The sequence below is a fragment of the Streptococcus oralis genome (assembly GCF_001579525.1).
Classification (GTDB): domain Bacteria; phylum Bacillota; class Bacilli; order Lactobacillales; family Streptococcaceae; genus Streptococcus; species Streptococcus oralis_M.
Window position 1 is genome coordinate 368,840 of record NZ_LQZC01000011.1, and the last position, 16,478, is coordinate 385,317.

The 16,478-nt window shown below is 36.3% G+C and carries 15 protein-coding genes; all 15 read left to right on the forward strand.

The genetic code is table 11. The annotated features are described in order from the left end of the window. Positions 1-67 precede the first annotated feature (67 nt). The 15 genes from htrA (at position 68) to ftsH (ending at position 16,423) form a co-directional block, all read left to right on the forward strand. The gene (gene htrA / locus SORDD25_RS08525) at positions 68-1,261 is read left to right on the forward strand and encodes a serine protease HtrA (protein WP_061853353.1); all 1,194 of its coding nucleotides are present in this window, start codon (positions 68-70) and stop codon (positions 1,259-1,261) included. A gap of 57 nt (positions 1,262-1,318) precedes the next feature. Then, positions 1,319-2,077, forward strand: coding sequence for a ParB/RepB/Spo0J family partition protein (locus SORDD25_RS08530; protein WP_061853354.1), 759 nt, complete (start codon positions 1,319-1,321; stop codon positions 2,075-2,077). A gap of 216 nt (positions 2,078-2,293) precedes the next feature. Beyond that, positions 2,294-3,655: a chromosomal replication initiator protein DnaA gene (gene dnaA, locus SORDD25_RS08535; RefSeq protein ID WP_061853355.1), complete on the forward strand. Its 1,362-nt coding sequence runs from the start codon at positions 2,294-2,296 to the stop codon at positions 3,653-3,655. A 158-nt stretch (positions 3,656-3,813) separates the two neighbouring features. Beyond that, the gene (dnaN, locus tag SORDD25_RS08540) at positions 3,814-4,950 is read left to right on the forward strand and encodes a DNA polymerase III subunit beta (protein WP_061853356.1); all 1,137 of its coding nucleotides are present in this window, start codon (positions 3,814-3,816) and stop codon (positions 4,948-4,950) included. A gap of 64 nt (positions 4,951-5,014) precedes the next feature. Continuing rightward, positions 5,015-5,209 (forward strand): DUF951 domain-containing protein, encoded by a 195-nt coding sequence (locus tag SORDD25_RS08545; protein WP_000285184.1) that lies wholly within the window; start codon positions 5,015-5,017, stop codon positions 5,207-5,209. A gap of 84 nt (positions 5,210-5,293) precedes the next feature. Next, positions 5,294-6,409, forward strand: coding sequence for a redox-regulated ATPase YchF (gene ychF, locus SORDD25_RS08550; protein ID WP_001218702.1), 1,116 nt, complete (start codon positions 5,294-5,296; stop codon positions 6,407-6,409). 72 nt (positions 6,410-6,481) lie between these two features. Beyond that, positions 6,482-7,051: an aminoacyl-tRNA hydrolase gene (pth, locus tag SORDD25_RS08555; protein ID WP_061853357.1), complete on the forward strand. Its 570-nt coding sequence runs from the start codon at positions 6,482-6,484 to the stop codon at positions 7,049-7,051. Further along, entirely contained in the window at positions 7,052-10,555 is a 3,504-nt protein-coding gene (gene mfd, locus SORDD25_RS08560) for a transcription-repair coupling factor (protein WP_061853358.1), read from the forward strand. It abuts the gene before it with no gap. Positions 10,556-10,612: 57 nt separating this feature from the next. Then, positions 10,613-10,879 carry an RNA-binding S4 domain-containing protein gene (locus SORDD25_RS08565; protein ID WP_001234975.1) on the forward strand — a complete coding sequence of 89 codons (267 nt, stop codon included), beginning with the start codon at positions 10,613-10,615 and terminating at the stop codon, positions 10,877-10,879. Then, positions 10,872-11,240 carry a septum formation initiator family protein gene (locus tag SORDD25_RS08570; RefSeq protein ID WP_061853359.1) on the forward strand — a complete coding sequence of 123 codons (369 nt, stop codon included), beginning with the start codon at positions 10,872-10,874 and terminating at the stop codon, positions 11,238-11,240. The genes SORDD25_RS08565 and SORDD25_RS08570 overlap by 8 nt, the downstream gene beginning before the upstream one ends. 4 nt (positions 11,241-11,244) lie before the next feature. Further along, entirely contained in the window at positions 11,245-11,367 is a 123-nt protein-coding gene (locus SORDD25_RS09505) for an SP_0009 family protein (RefSeq protein ID WP_000429343.1), read from the forward strand. Continuing rightward, complete coding sequence (locus SORDD25_RS08580; RefSeq protein WP_061853360.1) at positions 11,360-12,628, forward strand: serine hydrolase; 1,269 nt, start codon at positions 11,360-11,362, stop codon at positions 12,626-12,628. The genes SORDD25_RS09505 and SORDD25_RS08580 overlap by 8 nt, the downstream gene beginning before the upstream one ends. Beyond that, complete coding sequence (gene tilS / locus SORDD25_RS08585; RefSeq protein ID WP_061853361.1) at positions 12,625-13,902, forward strand: tRNA lysidine(34) synthetase TilS; 1,278 nt, start codon at positions 12,625-12,627, stop codon at positions 13,900-13,902. Before SORDD25_RS08580 ends, tilS begins: the two co-directional genes overlap by 4 nt. A gap of 4 nt (positions 13,903-13,906) precedes the next feature. Continuing rightward, a complete protein-coding gene (gene hpt, locus SORDD25_RS08590; RefSeq protein WP_061853362.1) occupies positions 13,907-14,449 on the forward strand; it encodes a hypoxanthine phosphoribosyltransferase in 543 nt (180 codons plus the stop codon). 15 nt (positions 14,450-14,464) lie between these two features. Beyond that, a complete protein-coding gene (gene ftsH, locus SORDD25_RS08595) occupies positions 14,465-16,423 on the forward strand; it encodes an ATP-dependent zinc metalloprotease FtsH (RefSeq protein ID WP_061853363.1) in 1,959 nt (652 codons plus the stop codon). Positions 16,424-16,478: the final 55 nt, after the last annotated feature.

A 16,478-nucleotide genomic window follows, 5' to 3' on the forward strand; every position in this document is an offset into this window, starting at 1 on the left:
GCTTTTAAGTTTGGATTAAGTTAATAGGTTTATAATCTGTGTAAATAAATAACAAACGGAGGCGTTTATGAAACACTTACAAAAATTTTACAAAAAAGGAGTTAAAGTTCTTGTAATCATTCTAATCGGATTTTTAAGTGGTGCCTTAGGAAGTTTCGTAACATTACAACTTTATCAAAAACAAGGAAATCAAGCTACAAATAATAATTCTGGCACTGTCACTCAAACATCCTATAAGAATGAAAATTCAACCACTCAAGCAGTAAATAAAGTTAAGGATGCTGTTGTCTCAATCATTACTTATTCTTCTAATAGTAGACAAAGTAGTGTATTTAATGCTGACGACACTAATTCTGATTCAGACAATCAACAAATCGCAAGTGAGGGATCAGGTGTTATCTATAAAAAGGATGATAAAGATGCCTATCTTGTAACTAATACTCACGTTATCAATGGAGCTTCAAAAGTTGATATCCGCTTAGCAGATGGTACTAAGGTTCCTGGTGAAATTGTCGGATCTGATACCTTCTCTGATATTGCTGTCGTTAAAATTTCTTCAGAAAAAGTTACAACAGTCGCAGAATTTGGGGATTCAAGTCAACTTAGTGTTGGAGAAACAGCGATTGCTATCGGTAGTCCTCTAGGTTCAGAATATGCTAATACAGTTACACAGGGGATTATTTCAAGTCTTAATCGAAATGTTTCTCTAAAATCTGAAGATGGTCAAGCTATTTCAACAAAAGCTATTCAAACAGATACAGCCATTAACCCTGGTAACTCTGGTGGTCCACTTGTAAACATTCAAGGACAAGTAATTGGTATTACATCAAGTAAAATTGCAAGTAATGGCGGGACATCTGTAGAAGGTCTTGGTTTTGCAATTCCTTCAAACGATGCACAAAATATCATTAAACAGCTTGAAAGTAATGGTAAAGTGACTCGTCCAGCTCTTGGAATTCAAATGGTCAATCTGTCAAATGTTGGAGCTAGTGATCTTAGAAAACTTAACATTCCAAGTGGCCTCACTTCAGGTGTAGTTGTTCGATCTGTTCAAAACAATATGCCAGCAAATGGACATCTTCAAAAATATGATGTCATTACCAAAGTTGATGACAAAGAGATTGCCTCATCAACAGATCTGCAACATGCTCTTTACAATCATGCTATCGGAGATACTATCAAAGTAACCTACTACCGTAACGGTAAAGAAGAAACAACCTCAATTAAACTAGATAAGAATTCTGGTGATTTAGAGTCTTAATTGACATAAGTGTAAAGAAAACTTTACAGAAAGTAAAAGATATGTTAGTGTAGAATCATGGAAAAATTTGAAATGATTTCTATCTCTGAAATACAAAAGAATCCTTACCAACCTCGGAAAGAATTTGATGCAGATAAACTAAAGGAATTAGCTCAGTCAATCAAAGAAAATGGGCTCATCCAACCAATCATCGTTCGTCAATCTCCTGTAATTGGTTATGAAATCCTTGCAGGAGAGAGACGATATCAGGCTTCTCTCTTGGCTGGTCTGACCTCTATTCCAGCCGTTGTAAAGCACCTCTCAGATCAGGAAATGATGATCCAGTCTATCATTGAGAATTTGCAGAGAGAAAATTTAAATCCTGTTGAAGAAGCACGCGCCTACGAATCTTTAGTAGAAAAAGGATTTACTCACACTGAGATAGCGGATAAAATGGGGAAATCTCGTCCTTATATCACTAATTTTATTCGTTTACTTTCCCTACCAGAATATATCTTAACTGAAGTAGAAAATGGAAAAATTTCTCAAGCGCATGCACGTTCACTAGTTGGTTTGGATAAGAAGCAGCAAGACTATTTCTTTCAACTAATTAAAAATGAAGACATCTCTGTGAGAAAGCTAGAAGCACTTCTTACAGAGAAAAAACAAAAGAAGCAAAAAAAAAGTGATTCTTTCATCAAAGACGAAGAAGATAAATTAAAAAAACTACTCGGTTTAAGTGTAGAAATTAAACTTTCAAAAAAAGATACTGGAAAGATTATTATCTCCTTTTCAAGTCAAGAAGAATACGATAGAATTATTAACAGCCTAAAATAAGGCTGTTCTTTTATTTTCTCAACCCACAAATTTATCCACCAATTTTTTTATCAATAACCCTATTAAATCAAGGATTTTCCTATTTATCCCCAACCTGTGGATAAATACTACTAACATTGTGGATTCTTTTTCCCAATCTGTGGAAAAATCCTACTATCTATGGTAAAATAAGTCTAGCACTAAACTACTAAAATCATAGTAAAGGAGGAAAACTAGTTGAAAGAAAAGCAATTTTGGAATCGTATTTTAGAATTTGCTCAAGAAAGATTGACACGATCTATGTATGATTTCTATGCTACACCTGCTGAACTCATCAAAGTAGAAGAAAATACAGCTACTATATTTCTACCGAGATCAGAGATGGAAATGGTGTGGGAAAAGCAATTAAAAGATATTATCATTGCTGCTGGTTTTGAAATTTATGATTCTGAAATCAAACCTCACTATATTTTCACTAAACCTCAGAGTACAGAATCTCCTCAAGTAAATGATACGAATAGTGTCTCTACTTACGATTACACGCCTGCACTACCAACGATTCCCTATTCTGAAACAGGATTAAAAGAAAAATATACCTTTGATAACTTTATTCAAGGTGATGGGAATGTTTGGGCGGTATCTGCTGCACTAGCTGTATCTGAAGATTTAGCTCTGACCTATAATCCTCTTTTCATCTATGGAGGACCTGGTCTTGGAAAGACTCACTTACTCAATGCGATTGGAAATGAGATTTTAAAAAATATTCCTGATGCGCGTGTCAAGTACATTCCTGCCGAAAGCTTTATCAATGACTTTCTTGAACACTTGCGACTTGGGGAAATGGAAAAGTTCAAAAAGACCTACCGTAGCCTTGATCTCTTGTTGATCGATGATATCCAATCTCTCAGTGGCAAAAAAGTCGCGACCCAGGAAGAATTTTTCAATACCTTCAATGCTCTTCATGATAAACAGAAACAGATTGTCCTAACCAGTGATCGAAGTCCTAAACACCTAGAAGGCCTTGAGGAAAGACTTGTTACGCGCTTTAGTTGGGGATTGACGCAAAATATCACCCCTCCTGACTTTGAGACACGTATCGCCATTCTTCAAAGTAAAACAGAGCACTTGGATTACCATTTCCAAAGTGATACTCTGGAATACTTGGCTGGCCAATTTGATTCAAATGTTCGAGAATTGGAAGGAGCAATCAACGATATCACCTTAATTGCCAGAGTGAAGAAGATTAAGGATATTACTATTGATATTGCTGCGGAAGCTATTAGAGCACGTAAGCAAGACGCCCGCCAGATACTTGTTATTCCAATTGAGAAAATCCAAACTGAAGTTGGTAATTTTTATGGAGTGAGTGTCAAAGAAATGAAGGGGACGAGACGAGTTCAAAACATCGTTTTAGCGCGTCAAGTTGCTATGTATCTAGCTAGAGAACTGACAGATAACAGTCTTCCGAAAATCGGAAAAGAATTTGGTGGAAAGGATCACACCACCGTGATTCATGCCCATGCTAAAATCAAATCATTGATTGACGAAGACGATAATTTACGTTTAGAAATGGAAGCAATCAAAAAGAAAATTAAGTAGCTTGTGGATAAGTTTTCCTTTCTTATCTTTTTTATCCACATTTTTTAAACAAGCTTAGAAGCTTAAGTTTACTAAATAGCACTCAGTTTTCCACAGAATTCACACACTCTATTATTACTATTAACTTTCTAATACTAAGAATAAATAAAGGAGAATCCATGATTCATTTTTCAATTAATAAAAATTTATTTTTACAAGCCTTAAATACCACAAAACGAGCAATTAGCTCTAAAAATGCTATTCCAATTTTATCAACAATCAAAATTGATGTTACCAATGAAGGAATTACTTTAATTGGATCAAATGGGCAAATCTCCATTGAAAATTTCATTTCTCAAAAGAATGAAGATGCTGGTCTTTTGATTACTTCCTTAGGTTCGATTCTTCTTGAGGCCTCTTTCTTTATCAATGTTGTATCCAGTCTTCCAGATGTAACCCTTGATTTAAAAGAGATTGAACAAAAACAAATTGTCTTAACAAGTGGCAAATCAGAAATTACTCTAAAAGGAAAAGATAGCGAACAATACCCACGAATCCAAGAAATTTCAGCTAGCACACCTTTGATTCTTGAAACCAAACTACTCAAGAAAATTATCAATGAAACAGCATTTGCTGCAAGTACGCAAGAAAGTCGTCCAATTTTGACTGGTGTCCATTTTGTTTTGAGCCAACACAAGGAACTAAAAACAGTTGCGACAGACTCTCATCGCCTTAGCCAGAAGAAATTGACTCTTGAAAAAAATGGTGATGATTTCGATGTGGTGATTCCTAGCCGCTCTCTACGCGAATTTTCAGCGGTATTTACAGATGATATTGAAACTGTAGAGATTTTCTTTGCAAATAATCAAATCCTCTTTAGAAGCGAAAATATTAGCTTCTACACTCGTCTCCTAGAAGGTAATTATCCTGATACAGATCGCTTGATTCCAACAGACTTTAACACTACAATTACTTTTGATGTGGTTAATTTGCGTCAATCTATGGAGCGTGCACGTCTCTTATCAAGTGCGACTCAAAATGGTACTGTGAAGCTTGAAATTAAAGGTGGAGTTGTTAGCGCCCATGTTCACTCTCCAGAGGTTGGTAAAGTAAACGAAGAAATCGATACGGAGCAGGTGACCGGGGATGATTTGACTATTAGTTTTAACCCAACTTACTTGATTGATTCCCTCAAGGCTTTAAATAGCGAAAAGGTGACTATTAGCTTTATCTCATCAGTTCGTCCATTTACTCTTGTGCCAGCAGATACTGACGAAGATTTCATGCAGCTTATCACACCAGTTCGAACAAATTAAGTGAAAGAGGTTGAGCCTGGCTCGCCTCTTTTATGATATAATCAAAAAAGAAAAGGAGAGTAGTATGTATCAAGTTGGAAATTTTGTTGAGATGAAAAAACCACACGCTTGTACCATCAAGTCAACAGGCAAAAAGGCTAATCGTTGGGAAATTACACGTGTAGGGGCAGATATCAAAATAAAGTGTAGCAATTGTGACCACCTTGTCATGATGAGTCGCTATGATTTTGAACGAAAAATGAATAAGATTATTGACTAAGAACCCTTAGTTAGAGGGTTAGCAAGTTTTCCCTTTTTGTGTTATAATGTTAGGGATTGAAATGAGAACGGAGAATGAGAAACTATGGCTTTAACAGCAGGTATCGTTGGTTTGCCAAACGTTGGTAAATCAACCCTTTTTAATGCAATTACAAAAGCAGGAGCAGAGGCGGCAAATTACCCATTTGCGACTATTGATCCAAATGTTGGGATGGTGGAAGTTCCAGATGAACGCCTACAAAAACTAACTGAAATGATCACACCTAAAAAGACAGTCCCAACAACCTTTGAATTTACAGATATTGCAGGGATTGTAAAAGGAGCATCAAAAGGAGAAGGTCTAGGGAATAAATTCTTGGCTAATATCCGTGAAGTAGATGCGATTGTTCATGTAGTTCGTGCTTTTGATGATGAAAATGTTATGCGCGAGCAAGGACGTGAAGACGCCTTTGTGGATCCACTTGCAGATATTGATACCATTAACCTAGAGTTGATTCTTGCTGACTTAGAATCAGTTAATAAACGCTATGCGCGTGTAGAAAAGATGGCACGCACGCAAAAAGATAAGGAATCTGTGGCAGAATTCAACGTCCTTCAAAAGATTAAGCCTGTTCTTGAAGATGGAAAATCAGCTCGTACCATTGAGTTCACAGATGAGGAACAAAAGGTTGTTAAAGGCCTCTTCCTTTTAACCACTAAACCAGTTCTTTATGTTGCTAATGTGGATGAGGATGTAGTTTCAGATCCAGATTCTATCGAATATGTGAAGCAAATTCGTGAATTTGCAGCGACAGAAAATGCAGAGGTAGTAGTTATTTCCGCGCGTGCTGAGGAAGAAATTTCTGAGTTAGATGATGAAGATAAGCAAGAGTTTCTTGAAGCACTTGGATTGACAGAATCAGGCGTTGATAAATTGACTCGAGCTGCTTACCACTTACTTGGACTTGGAACTTACTTTACAGCTGGTGAAAAAGAAGTCCGTGCTTGGACCTTTAAGCGTGGTATGAAAGCTCCTCAAGCAGCTGGTATCATCCACTCTGACTTCGAAAAAGGTTTTATTCGTGCAGTAACCATGTCGTATGAGGATCTAGTGAAATACGGATCTGAAAAGGCTGTAAAAGAAGCTGGACGCTTGCGTGAAGAAGGTAAAGAATATATCGTTCAAGACGGCGATATCATGGAATTCCGCTTTAATGTTTAATAACATTTAATAAATAGTGTCAATTAGGTTGGAAAAAAATTCCAACCCTTTTGGCTTTTGAAAGGAAAATAAATGACTAAATTACTTGTTGGATTAGGAAATCCAGGGGATAAATATTTTGAAACCAAGCACAACGTTGGATTTATGTTGATTGACCAACTAGCTAAAAAACAAAATGTCACTTTTACACATGATAAGATATTTCAAGCTGACCTAGCATCTTTTTTTCTTAATGGTGAAAAAATTTATCTTGTCAAACCAACGACGTTTATGAATGAAAGCGGAAAAGCGGTCCATGCTTTATTGACTTACTATGGTTTGGATATTGAAAATTTACTCGTTATTTACGACGACCTTGACATGGAAGTTGGAAAAATTCGTTTAAGAGAAAAGGGCTCAGCAGGTGGTCATAATGGGATCAAATCTATTATTCAACATATAGGTACCCAGGTCTTTAATCGTGTTAAAATAGGTATCGGAAGACCTAAAAAAGGTATGTCAGTAGTTCACCATGTTTTAAGTAAGTTTGATCAGGATGACTATTTAGGTATTTTACAGTCGATTGACAAGGTTGACAATGCTGTAAACTACTATTTACAAGAAAAAAATTTTGAGAAAACAATGCAGAGGTATAATGGATAAATGGTGACTTTATTAGATTTATTCTCAGAAAATAATCAGATAGAAAAATGGCATCAAAATCTGACAGATAAGAAAAGACAACTAATACTAGGTCTGTCAACTTCTACCAAGGCTCTTGCAATTGCGAGTAGTCTAAAAAAAGAAAATAAGATTGTATTATTGACATCGACTTATGGAGAAGCAGAAAGAATTATCAGTGATCTTCTTTCTATCTTAGGAGAAGAACTTGTCTATCCTTTTTTGGTCGATGACTCTCCTATGGTAGAGTTTTTGATGTCTTCACAAGAAAAAATCATTTCGCGAGTTGAAGCCTTGCGTTTTTTAACTGATTCATCTAAGAAAGGGATTTTAGTTTGTAATATCGCAGCGAGTCGGTTAATTTTACCCTCTCCGACTAGATTTAAAGAAAGTACTATAAAAATTGCAGTTGGCGAAGAATATGACCAACACGAGCTACTTCACCGGTTAAAGGAAATTGGATATCGAAAAGTTACTCAAGTACAGACACAAGGTGAGTTTAGTATTCGAGGAGACATTTTAGATATTTTTGAGATGTCTCAGTTAGAACCTTTCCGAATCGAGTTTTTTGGCGATGAAGTAGATGGTATTCGTACTTTTGAAGTCGAAACACAATTATCGAAAGAAAATCAGACAAACCTCACTATCTTTCCAGCTAGCGACATACTTTTGAGAGAAAAAGATTATCAACGAGGACAGTCAGCTTTAGAAAAGCAAATTTCAAAGACTCTATCACCAATTTTAAAATCATATTTGGAAGAGATTTTGTCAAGTTTTCATCAAAAACAAGTACATTCAGATAGTCGAAAGTTTTTGTCCTTATGTTACGATAAAACATGGACTGTATTTGATTATATTGAAAAAGATACACCAGTATTCTTTGATGACTATCAAAAATTGATGAATCAGTATGAATCCTTTGAAAGAGAATTAGCACAATACTTTACAGAAGATTTACAGAATGGTAAATCATTTTCTGGGATGCAGTATTTTGCAGATACAGAGCAAACCTATAAAAAACAAAGTCCAGTTACCTTTTTCTCCAATCTGCAAAAGGGCTTAGGAAATCTTAAGTTTGATCATATTTATCAATTTAATCAATACCCCATTCAAGAGTTTTTCAATCAATTTTCATTTTTAAAAGAAGAAATTGAGCGATACAAAAAAATGGACTACACCATTGTTTTGCAGTCTAGCAATTCAATGGGCAGTAAAACATTGGAAGATGTTTTAGAGGAATACCAGATCAAATTGGATTCCAAAGATAAGTCAAGTATCTGTAAAGAATCTGTAAACTTGATTGAGGGTAATCTAAGACATGGTTTTCATTTTGTAGATGAAAAAATTCTCTTGATTACTGAACATGAGATTTTTCAAAAGAAATTAAAACGTCGGTTTAGAAGACAACATGCTTCAAATGCAGAGCGATTAAAAGATTATAATGAACTTGAAAAAGGGGACTACGTTGTTCACCATATCCATGGAATTGGTCAATATTTAGGAATCGAAACAATTGAAATCCAAGGTATTCACCGTGATTATGTCAGTGTACAGTATCAAAATGGTGACCAAATCTCCATCCCAGTAGAGCAGATTCAGTTACTGTCTAAATATGTTTCAAGTGATGGGAAAGCGCCAAAACTTAATAAATTAAATGATGGTCATTTCAAAAAGGCCAAGCAAAAAGTTAAGAACCAAGTAGAGGATATAGCTGACGATTTAATCAAGCTTTATTCTGAGCGTAGTCAGTTGAAGGGGTTTGCTTTCTCAGCTGATGATGATGAGCAACATGCTTTTGATGATGCTTTCCCTTATGTTGAAACGGATGATCAACTTCGCAGTATTGAGGAAATCAAGAGAGATATGCAGGATTCTCACCCCATGGATCGACTTTTGGTTGGAGATGTTGGTTTTGGGAAGACTGAAGTAGCAATGCGTGCTGCTTTTAAGGCGGTCAATGATCACAAACAGGTGGTCGTTCTCGTTCCGACGACGGTTTTAGCACAACAACACTATACGAATTTTAAGGAAAGATTCCAAAATTTTGCTGTTAATATTGATGTGTTGAGTCGCTTTAGAAGTAAAAAAGAGCAGGCAGAGACACTTGAAAAATTAAAAAATGGCCAAGTCGATATTTTGATTGGAACGCATCGTGTTTTGTCAAAAGATGTTGTGTTTTCAGATTTGGGATTGATGATTATTGATGAGGAGCAACGATTTGGTGTTAAGCATAAGGAAACTTTGAAAGAACTGAAAAAACAAGTAGATGTTCTAACCTTAACAGCAACACCAATCCCTCGTACTCTCCACATGTCTATGCTGGGAATCAGAGATTTGTCTGTTATTGAAACTCCTCCAACTAATCGCTATCCAGTGCAAACCTATGTATTGGAGAAGAATGATAGTGTGATTCGTGATGCTGTTTTGCGTGAAATGGAGCGTGGAGGTCAAGTTTACTATCTTTACAATAAAGTTGACACGATTGATCAGAAGGTTTCAGAATTACAGGATTTGATTCCAGAGGCTTCGATTGGGTATGTTCATGGACAAATGAGTGAAATTCAGTTAGAAAATACTCTACTGGACTTTATTGAAGGACAATATGATATTTTGGTGACAACTACTATTATTGAGACAGGGGTAGACATTCCGAACGCCAATACCTTATTTATCGAAAATGCAGATCATATGGGCTTGTCAACCTTGTATCAATTAAGAGGAAGAGTTGGTCGTAGCAATCGCATTGCTTATGCCTATCTCATGTATCGTCCAGAAAAATCAATCAGTGAAGTTTCTGAGAAGAGACTAGAAGCGATCAAAGGATTTACAGAATTGGGCTCTGGATTTAAGATTGCGATGCGAGATCTTTCGATTCGTGGAGCAGGAAATCTCCTAGGAAAATCCCAATCAGGTTTCATTGATTCTGTTGGTTTTGAATTGTATTCACAGTTATTAGAAGAAGCTATTGCTAAACGGAACGGTAATAGTAATAAAAGAACCAAAGGAAATGCTGAGTTAATTTTACAAATTGATGCTTATCTTCCTGATACTTATATTTCTGACCAACGACATAAGATTGAAATTTACAAGAAAATTCGTCAAATTGACAATCGTGTCAACTATGAAGAACTACAAGAAGAGTTGATGGACCGCTTTGGAGAATACCCAGACGTAGTAGCATACCTTTTAGAGATTGGTTTGGTTAAGTCATATTTTGACAAGGTATTTGTAGAACGTGTGGAAAGAAAAGAAAATAAGATTACAGTTCAATTTGAAAAAGTCACTCAACGACTATTCTTGGCTCAAGATTATTTTAAAGCCTTATCCGCAACGAACTTAAAAGCAGCCATAGCTGAGAATAAGGGATTAATGGAAGTTGTATTCGATGTCCGAAACAAGAAGGATTATGAAATTTTAGAAGGTTTGCTGATTTTTGGAGAAAGTTTATTAGAGATAAAAGAATCAAAGGAAGCAAATCTCATTTAATATTTTTCTTCTATAAAAAGGATAAAAATGGTACAATAATAATTTGAGGTAATAAAAATGAGATTAGACAAGTATTTAAAAGTATCACGAATTATTAAGCGCCGCACAGTTGCAAAAGAAGTAGCAGATAAAGGTAGAATCAAGGTAAATGGAATCTTGGCCAAAAGTTCAACGGATTTGAAAGTTGATGACCAAGTTGAAATTCGCTTTGGAAATAAGTTGTTGCTTGTTAAAGTACTAGAGATGAAAGATAGTACAAAAAAAGAAGATGCAGCAGGCATGTATGAAATTCTCAGTGAAACACGGGTAGAAGAAAATGTCTAAAAATATTGTACAGATGAATAATTCTTTTATTCAAAATGAACAACAACGTCGTCGTTACCTGATGAAGGAGAGACAAAAAAGAAATCGTTTTATGGGTTGGGTCCTTATTTTGATGATCTTGCTGTTTATTTTACCAACTTATAACTTGGCCCAAAGCTATGATCAGTTACTGCAACGACGTCAGCAATTAACAGAGTTGAAAGAGCAGTACCAAACTCTTAGTGATGAAAAGGATAAGGAATCCGCCTTTGCTGCAAAGTTGAAAGATGAAGACTATGTAGCAAAGTATGCACGCGCCAAGTACTATTACTCAAAGAAACGAGAAGCAATTTACACAATTCCTGATTTGCTTCCGAGGTAATGTCATGGAAAATTTATTGGAAGTTGTTGAGCAATTTTTAAGTTTATCAGATGAAAAATTAGAGGAATTGGCAGCTAAAAACCATTTATTACGATTACAAGAAGAAAGGGAAGAGAAGAATGCGTAAGTTCTTAGTAGTTTTATTGCTACCTGCTTTTATCATAACCTCAAGAGTAGTTAGCACAGAAAAACAGCTTCCTTACTCTTCGCAAGAAATTTATTATCTAACTGAGTCTGATTATGGATTCTACTATAAAGAAACTCTGGAATCCCCAATGGTATATGGAGAAACAGCCGTCTATGCTAATGAGGATCTTGTTAAGGAGTCTGGTAAATTGACTCCTGGAACCACCTTTAAAATAGTAGAATGGCGTTTGAATAGACAAGGTATTCCTGTTTTTAAATTAGATAATCACCAGTTTATCCTTGCAGATAAGCGTTTTGTCTATGATAAAAGTCAAGTTCAAACTCAAAATAGACAAGTATGGTTGGAGCCAGGGTTTGTTATCTATAACAGCCCCTATAATACGAAAGAAATTTCTTCGTCCCTCTCTCCCTATCAACTCGTAACGGTGGATAGAACTCTCTTTGCTGAGGGACAAGAATTTCTTCATGTTGATCAAGTTGGGTGGGTATCCAAAGAGTTCGTCTCAGAAGAAGACAATCGCATCCAGAAGGTTCAAGAAATTTTATCAAACAACTATCAGAATGAAAATTATTCTATTTATGTTAAACAACTGAGTACAGGTAAAGAGGCTGGGGTGAATGAAGACAGCAAACTCTATGCAGCTAGCATCTTGAAACTAGCCTACCTTTATTACGCTCAAGATAAGATAAATCAAGGGGAATATACGCTAGACAGTAGCTTCAAGTATATCCCAGAAGTAAATAGTTTCCCTGGGTCCTATAAACCAGAAGGTAGTGGTAGCTTACCTAAAAAAGAAGATAACAAAGAATACAGTCTTCAACAGTTAATTACCAAGGTAACAAAAGAGTCTGACAATGTTGCTCATAATATTTTAGGTTATTATGTGACCAATCAGTCTGACGGGGCTTTCAAAGAAAAAATGTCCACCATTATGGGTGAAGATTGGGATGTGAATGATAAACTGACTTCTTCAAAAATGGCTGGAAAGGTCATGGAAGCTATTTATAATCAGAATGGTTTTGTCCTAGAGTCTCTGGGTAAGACCGATTTTGACAACCAACGAATCGCAAAAGGTGTTTCGGTTAAGGTAGCTCATAAAATTGGAGATGCCGATGAGTTTAAACATGACACTGCCATTGTCTATACGGATTCTCCTTTCGTTCTTTCCATTTTCACCAAAAATTCTGATTATGATACTATTGCTAAGATAGCTAAGGATGTCTATGAGGTTCTAAAATGAGGGACCAGGATTTTTTAAATCATTTTCTCCGAAAAGAGTATTTCAAAAAACATTCTAAAGTCGTATTAGCTTTGTCTGGCGGACTGGACTCAATGTTTTTATTCCATCTATTGTCTACTTATCAGAAAGAGTTGGGAATTGAGTTGATTTTAGCACATGTCAATCACAAGCAGAGAAGGGAGTCTGACTGGGAGGAAAATGAACTAAGGAAGTTAGCTGATGTAGCTGAAATTCCTATTTATATCACAAGCTTTTCAGGAGACTTTTCAGAAGCGCGTGCTCGAGAGTTTCGTTATGATTTTTTTAGGAAAATCATGAAAGAGGTTGGAGCAACTGCCTTGGTCACTGCCCACCATGCAGATGATCAGGTTGAAACGATTTTGATGCGCTTGATTCGTGGAAGTCGGTTACGTCATTTAATAGGAATAAAAGAAAGTCAAGTAGTTGATGATATTGAAATCATCCGTCCCTTGTTGCATTTTCATAAAACATACTTCCCACCAATTTTTCATTTCGAAGATCAAACAAATCGTGAGAACAGCTATTTTCGCAATCGTATTCGAAATAAGTATTTACCAGAACTTGAAAAAGAAAATCCCCGCCTTAGATCTGCTCTTTTAAATCTAGGAAGTGAGATTTCAGATTACCAAGCAGCCATAACGGAGCTTTCTGAACAGATTGATGTAGAAGACTTGAATGAGCTCTTTTCATACTCAAAACAAACTCAAGGGGTCTTGCTCCAGAACTATCTCAATCAATTCCCAGACTTAAATCTTACGAAGTCTCAGTTTGATGAAGTTAGACAGATTTTGGCAAGGAAAAGCCAGTATCGTTATCCATTGAAAAATGGCTATGAATTGATAAAAGAGTATCATCATTTTCAAGTTTGCAAAATCAGTCCTCAGGCTGATGAAAAGGAAGATGAACTTGTGTTACACTATCAAAATCAAGTTCGACATAAGGGCTATTTATTTTCCTTTGGCATTCCTATAGAAGGAGATGTTGTTCAAAAAATAAATGTTTCACGAGAAACTTCGATACGGATTAGAGGTCGAAAACCTGGTGATGTTATTAGGCTGAATGGTCATCGAAAGAAACTGAGACGCTTATTTATAGATTTGAAAATCCCTATTGAAAAACGAAAAACAACCCCTATTATTGAGCAATTTGGAGAAATTGTCTCAATTTCAGGAATTACGACCAGTGATTTGAGTAAAAACACGAAAAATGATATAATGAACACTGTACTTTATATAGAAAAAATAGATAGGTAAAAAGATGTTAGAACACGATATAAAAAAAATCCTCGTTTCACATGATGAAATTACAGAAGCAGCTAAAAAGCTAGGTGAACAACTAACAAAAGAGTATGAGGGGAAAAATCCAATTCTTATTGGAATTTTGAAAGGATCGATTCCTTTTATGGCTGAATTGGTCAAACATATTGATACGCATATTGAGATGGACTTCATGATGGTATCTAGCTACCATGGTGGAACAGCAAGTAGTGGTGTGATCAATATCAAGCAAGACGTGACTCAAGATATCAAAGGAAGACATGTTTTATTTGTAGAGGATATCATCGATACAGGTCAAACTTTGAAGAATTTGCGAGATATGTTTATTGAAAGAGAAGCAGCTTCTGTTAAAATCGCGACTTTGTTGGACAAACCAGAGGGACGTGTTGTTGAAATTGAAGCGGATTATACTTGCTTTACTATTCCAAATGAGTTTGTAGTAGGTTATGGTCTAGATTATAAAGAAAATTATCGTAACCTTCCTTATGTCGGAGTATTGAAAGAAGAAGTTTATTCAAATTAGAAAGATCTATCTTTAATGAAAAAACAAAATAATGGTTTAGTTAGAAATCCATTTCTCTACTTGTTAATTATCTTCTTCCTAGTGACAGGATTCCAGTATTTTTACTCTGGAAATACTGCTGGGCGAAGCGAAAAAATTAACTATACAGAATTGGTAAAAGAAATTACAGCAGACAATGTAAAAGAATTAACCTATCAGCCAAATGGTAGCATCATTGAAGTGTCTGGTGTTTATAAAAATCCTAAGACTAGTAAAGAAGAAACAGGAATTCAATTTTTCACTCCTACAGCTACAACAGTAGAAAGATTCTCAAGTATTATTCTTCCGTCTGATTCAACAGTTTCAGAATTGCAAAAACTTGCTTCTGAACATCAGGCAGAAGTAACAGTCAAACATGAGAGTTCAAGCGGTATGTGGATCAATATCCTTGTATCTGTTGTACCGTTTGCTATTCTTTTCTTCTTCTTATTCTCTATGATGGGAAATATGGGAGGAAATAGTGGCCGAAATCCAATAAGTTTTGGACGTAGCAAGGCCAAAGCTGCTAACAAAGAAGATATCAAGGTACGATTTTCAGATGTTGCAGGTGCCGAGGAAGAAAAACAAGAATTAGTAGAAGTTGTTGAATTTCTAAAAGATCCAAAACGATTTACCAAACTTGGTGCGCGTATTCCTGCAGGTGTTCTTTTAGAGGGACCTCCGGGAACAGGTAAGACTTTGCTCGCTAAGGCGGTTGCCGGAGAAGCAGGCGTTCCATTCTTTAGTATCTCAGGATCGGACTTTGTAGAAATGTTTGTCGGAGTTGGTGCAAGCCGTGTTCGTTCTCTTTTTGAGGATGCAAAAAAAGCAGCGCCAGCCATCATCTTTATCGATGAAATTGATGCTGTTGGTCGCCAACGTGGTGTAGGCCTTGGTGGAGGAAATGATGAACGTGAACAAACCTTGAACCAACTCTTGATTGAAATGGATGGTTTTGAGGGAAATGAAGGAATCATCGTTATCGCTGCGACGAACCGTTCAGATGTTCTAGATCCAGCTCTTCTCCGTCCAGGACGTTTTGATAGAAAAGTCTTAGTTGGTCGCCCTGATGTTAAAGGTCGTGAAGCAATCTTGAAAGTTCATGCTAAAAATAAACCTCTGGCAGACGATGTTGATTTGAAACTAGTTGCCCAACAAACCCCAGGTTTTGTGGGAGCTGACTTAGAAAATGTTCTAAACGAAGCAGCCTTAGTTGCTGCCCGTCGCAACAAGTCAGTTATTGATGCTTCAGATATTGATGAGGCAGAGGACAGAGTGATTGCTGGACCGTCTAAGAAAGATAAAACAGTGTCACAAAGAGAACGTGAATTGGTTGCCTACCACGAGGCTGGGCATACCATTGTTGGTTTGGTCTTGTCGAATGCCCGTGTTGTTCATAAAGTGACTATCGTACCACGTGGACGAGCAGGCGGATACATGATTGCACTTCCTAAAGAAGATCAAATGCTTCTTTCTAAAGAAGATATGAAAGAGCAATTAGCAGGTTTGATGGGAGGTCGTGTTGCTGAGGAAATTATCTTTAATGTCCAAACGACAGGAGCTTCAAATGACTTTGAACAAGCTACTCAGATGGCGCGTGCAATGGTTACAGAGTACGGTATGAGTGAAAAACTTGGCCCAGTTCAATACGAAGGTAATCATGCTATGTTTGGTGCACAAAGTCCTCAAAAATCAATTTCAGAGCAAACAGCCTATGAGATTGATGAGGAAGTTCGTTCATTATTAAATGAGGCACGAAATAAAGCTGCTGAAATTATCCAATCAAATCGTGAAACCCACAAACTGATTGCAGAAGCATTGTTGAAATACGAAACATTGGATAGTACTCAAATTAAATCTCTTTACGAGACAGGAAAAATGCCTGAGACCATAGAAGAGGAATCCCATGCACTATCTTATGATGAAGTAAAATCAAAAATGAGTGAAGAAAAATAAATTTAGAGAGGTTCAACCTCTCTTTTTATGTTCTAATGTGATGGCTACCGAGCGG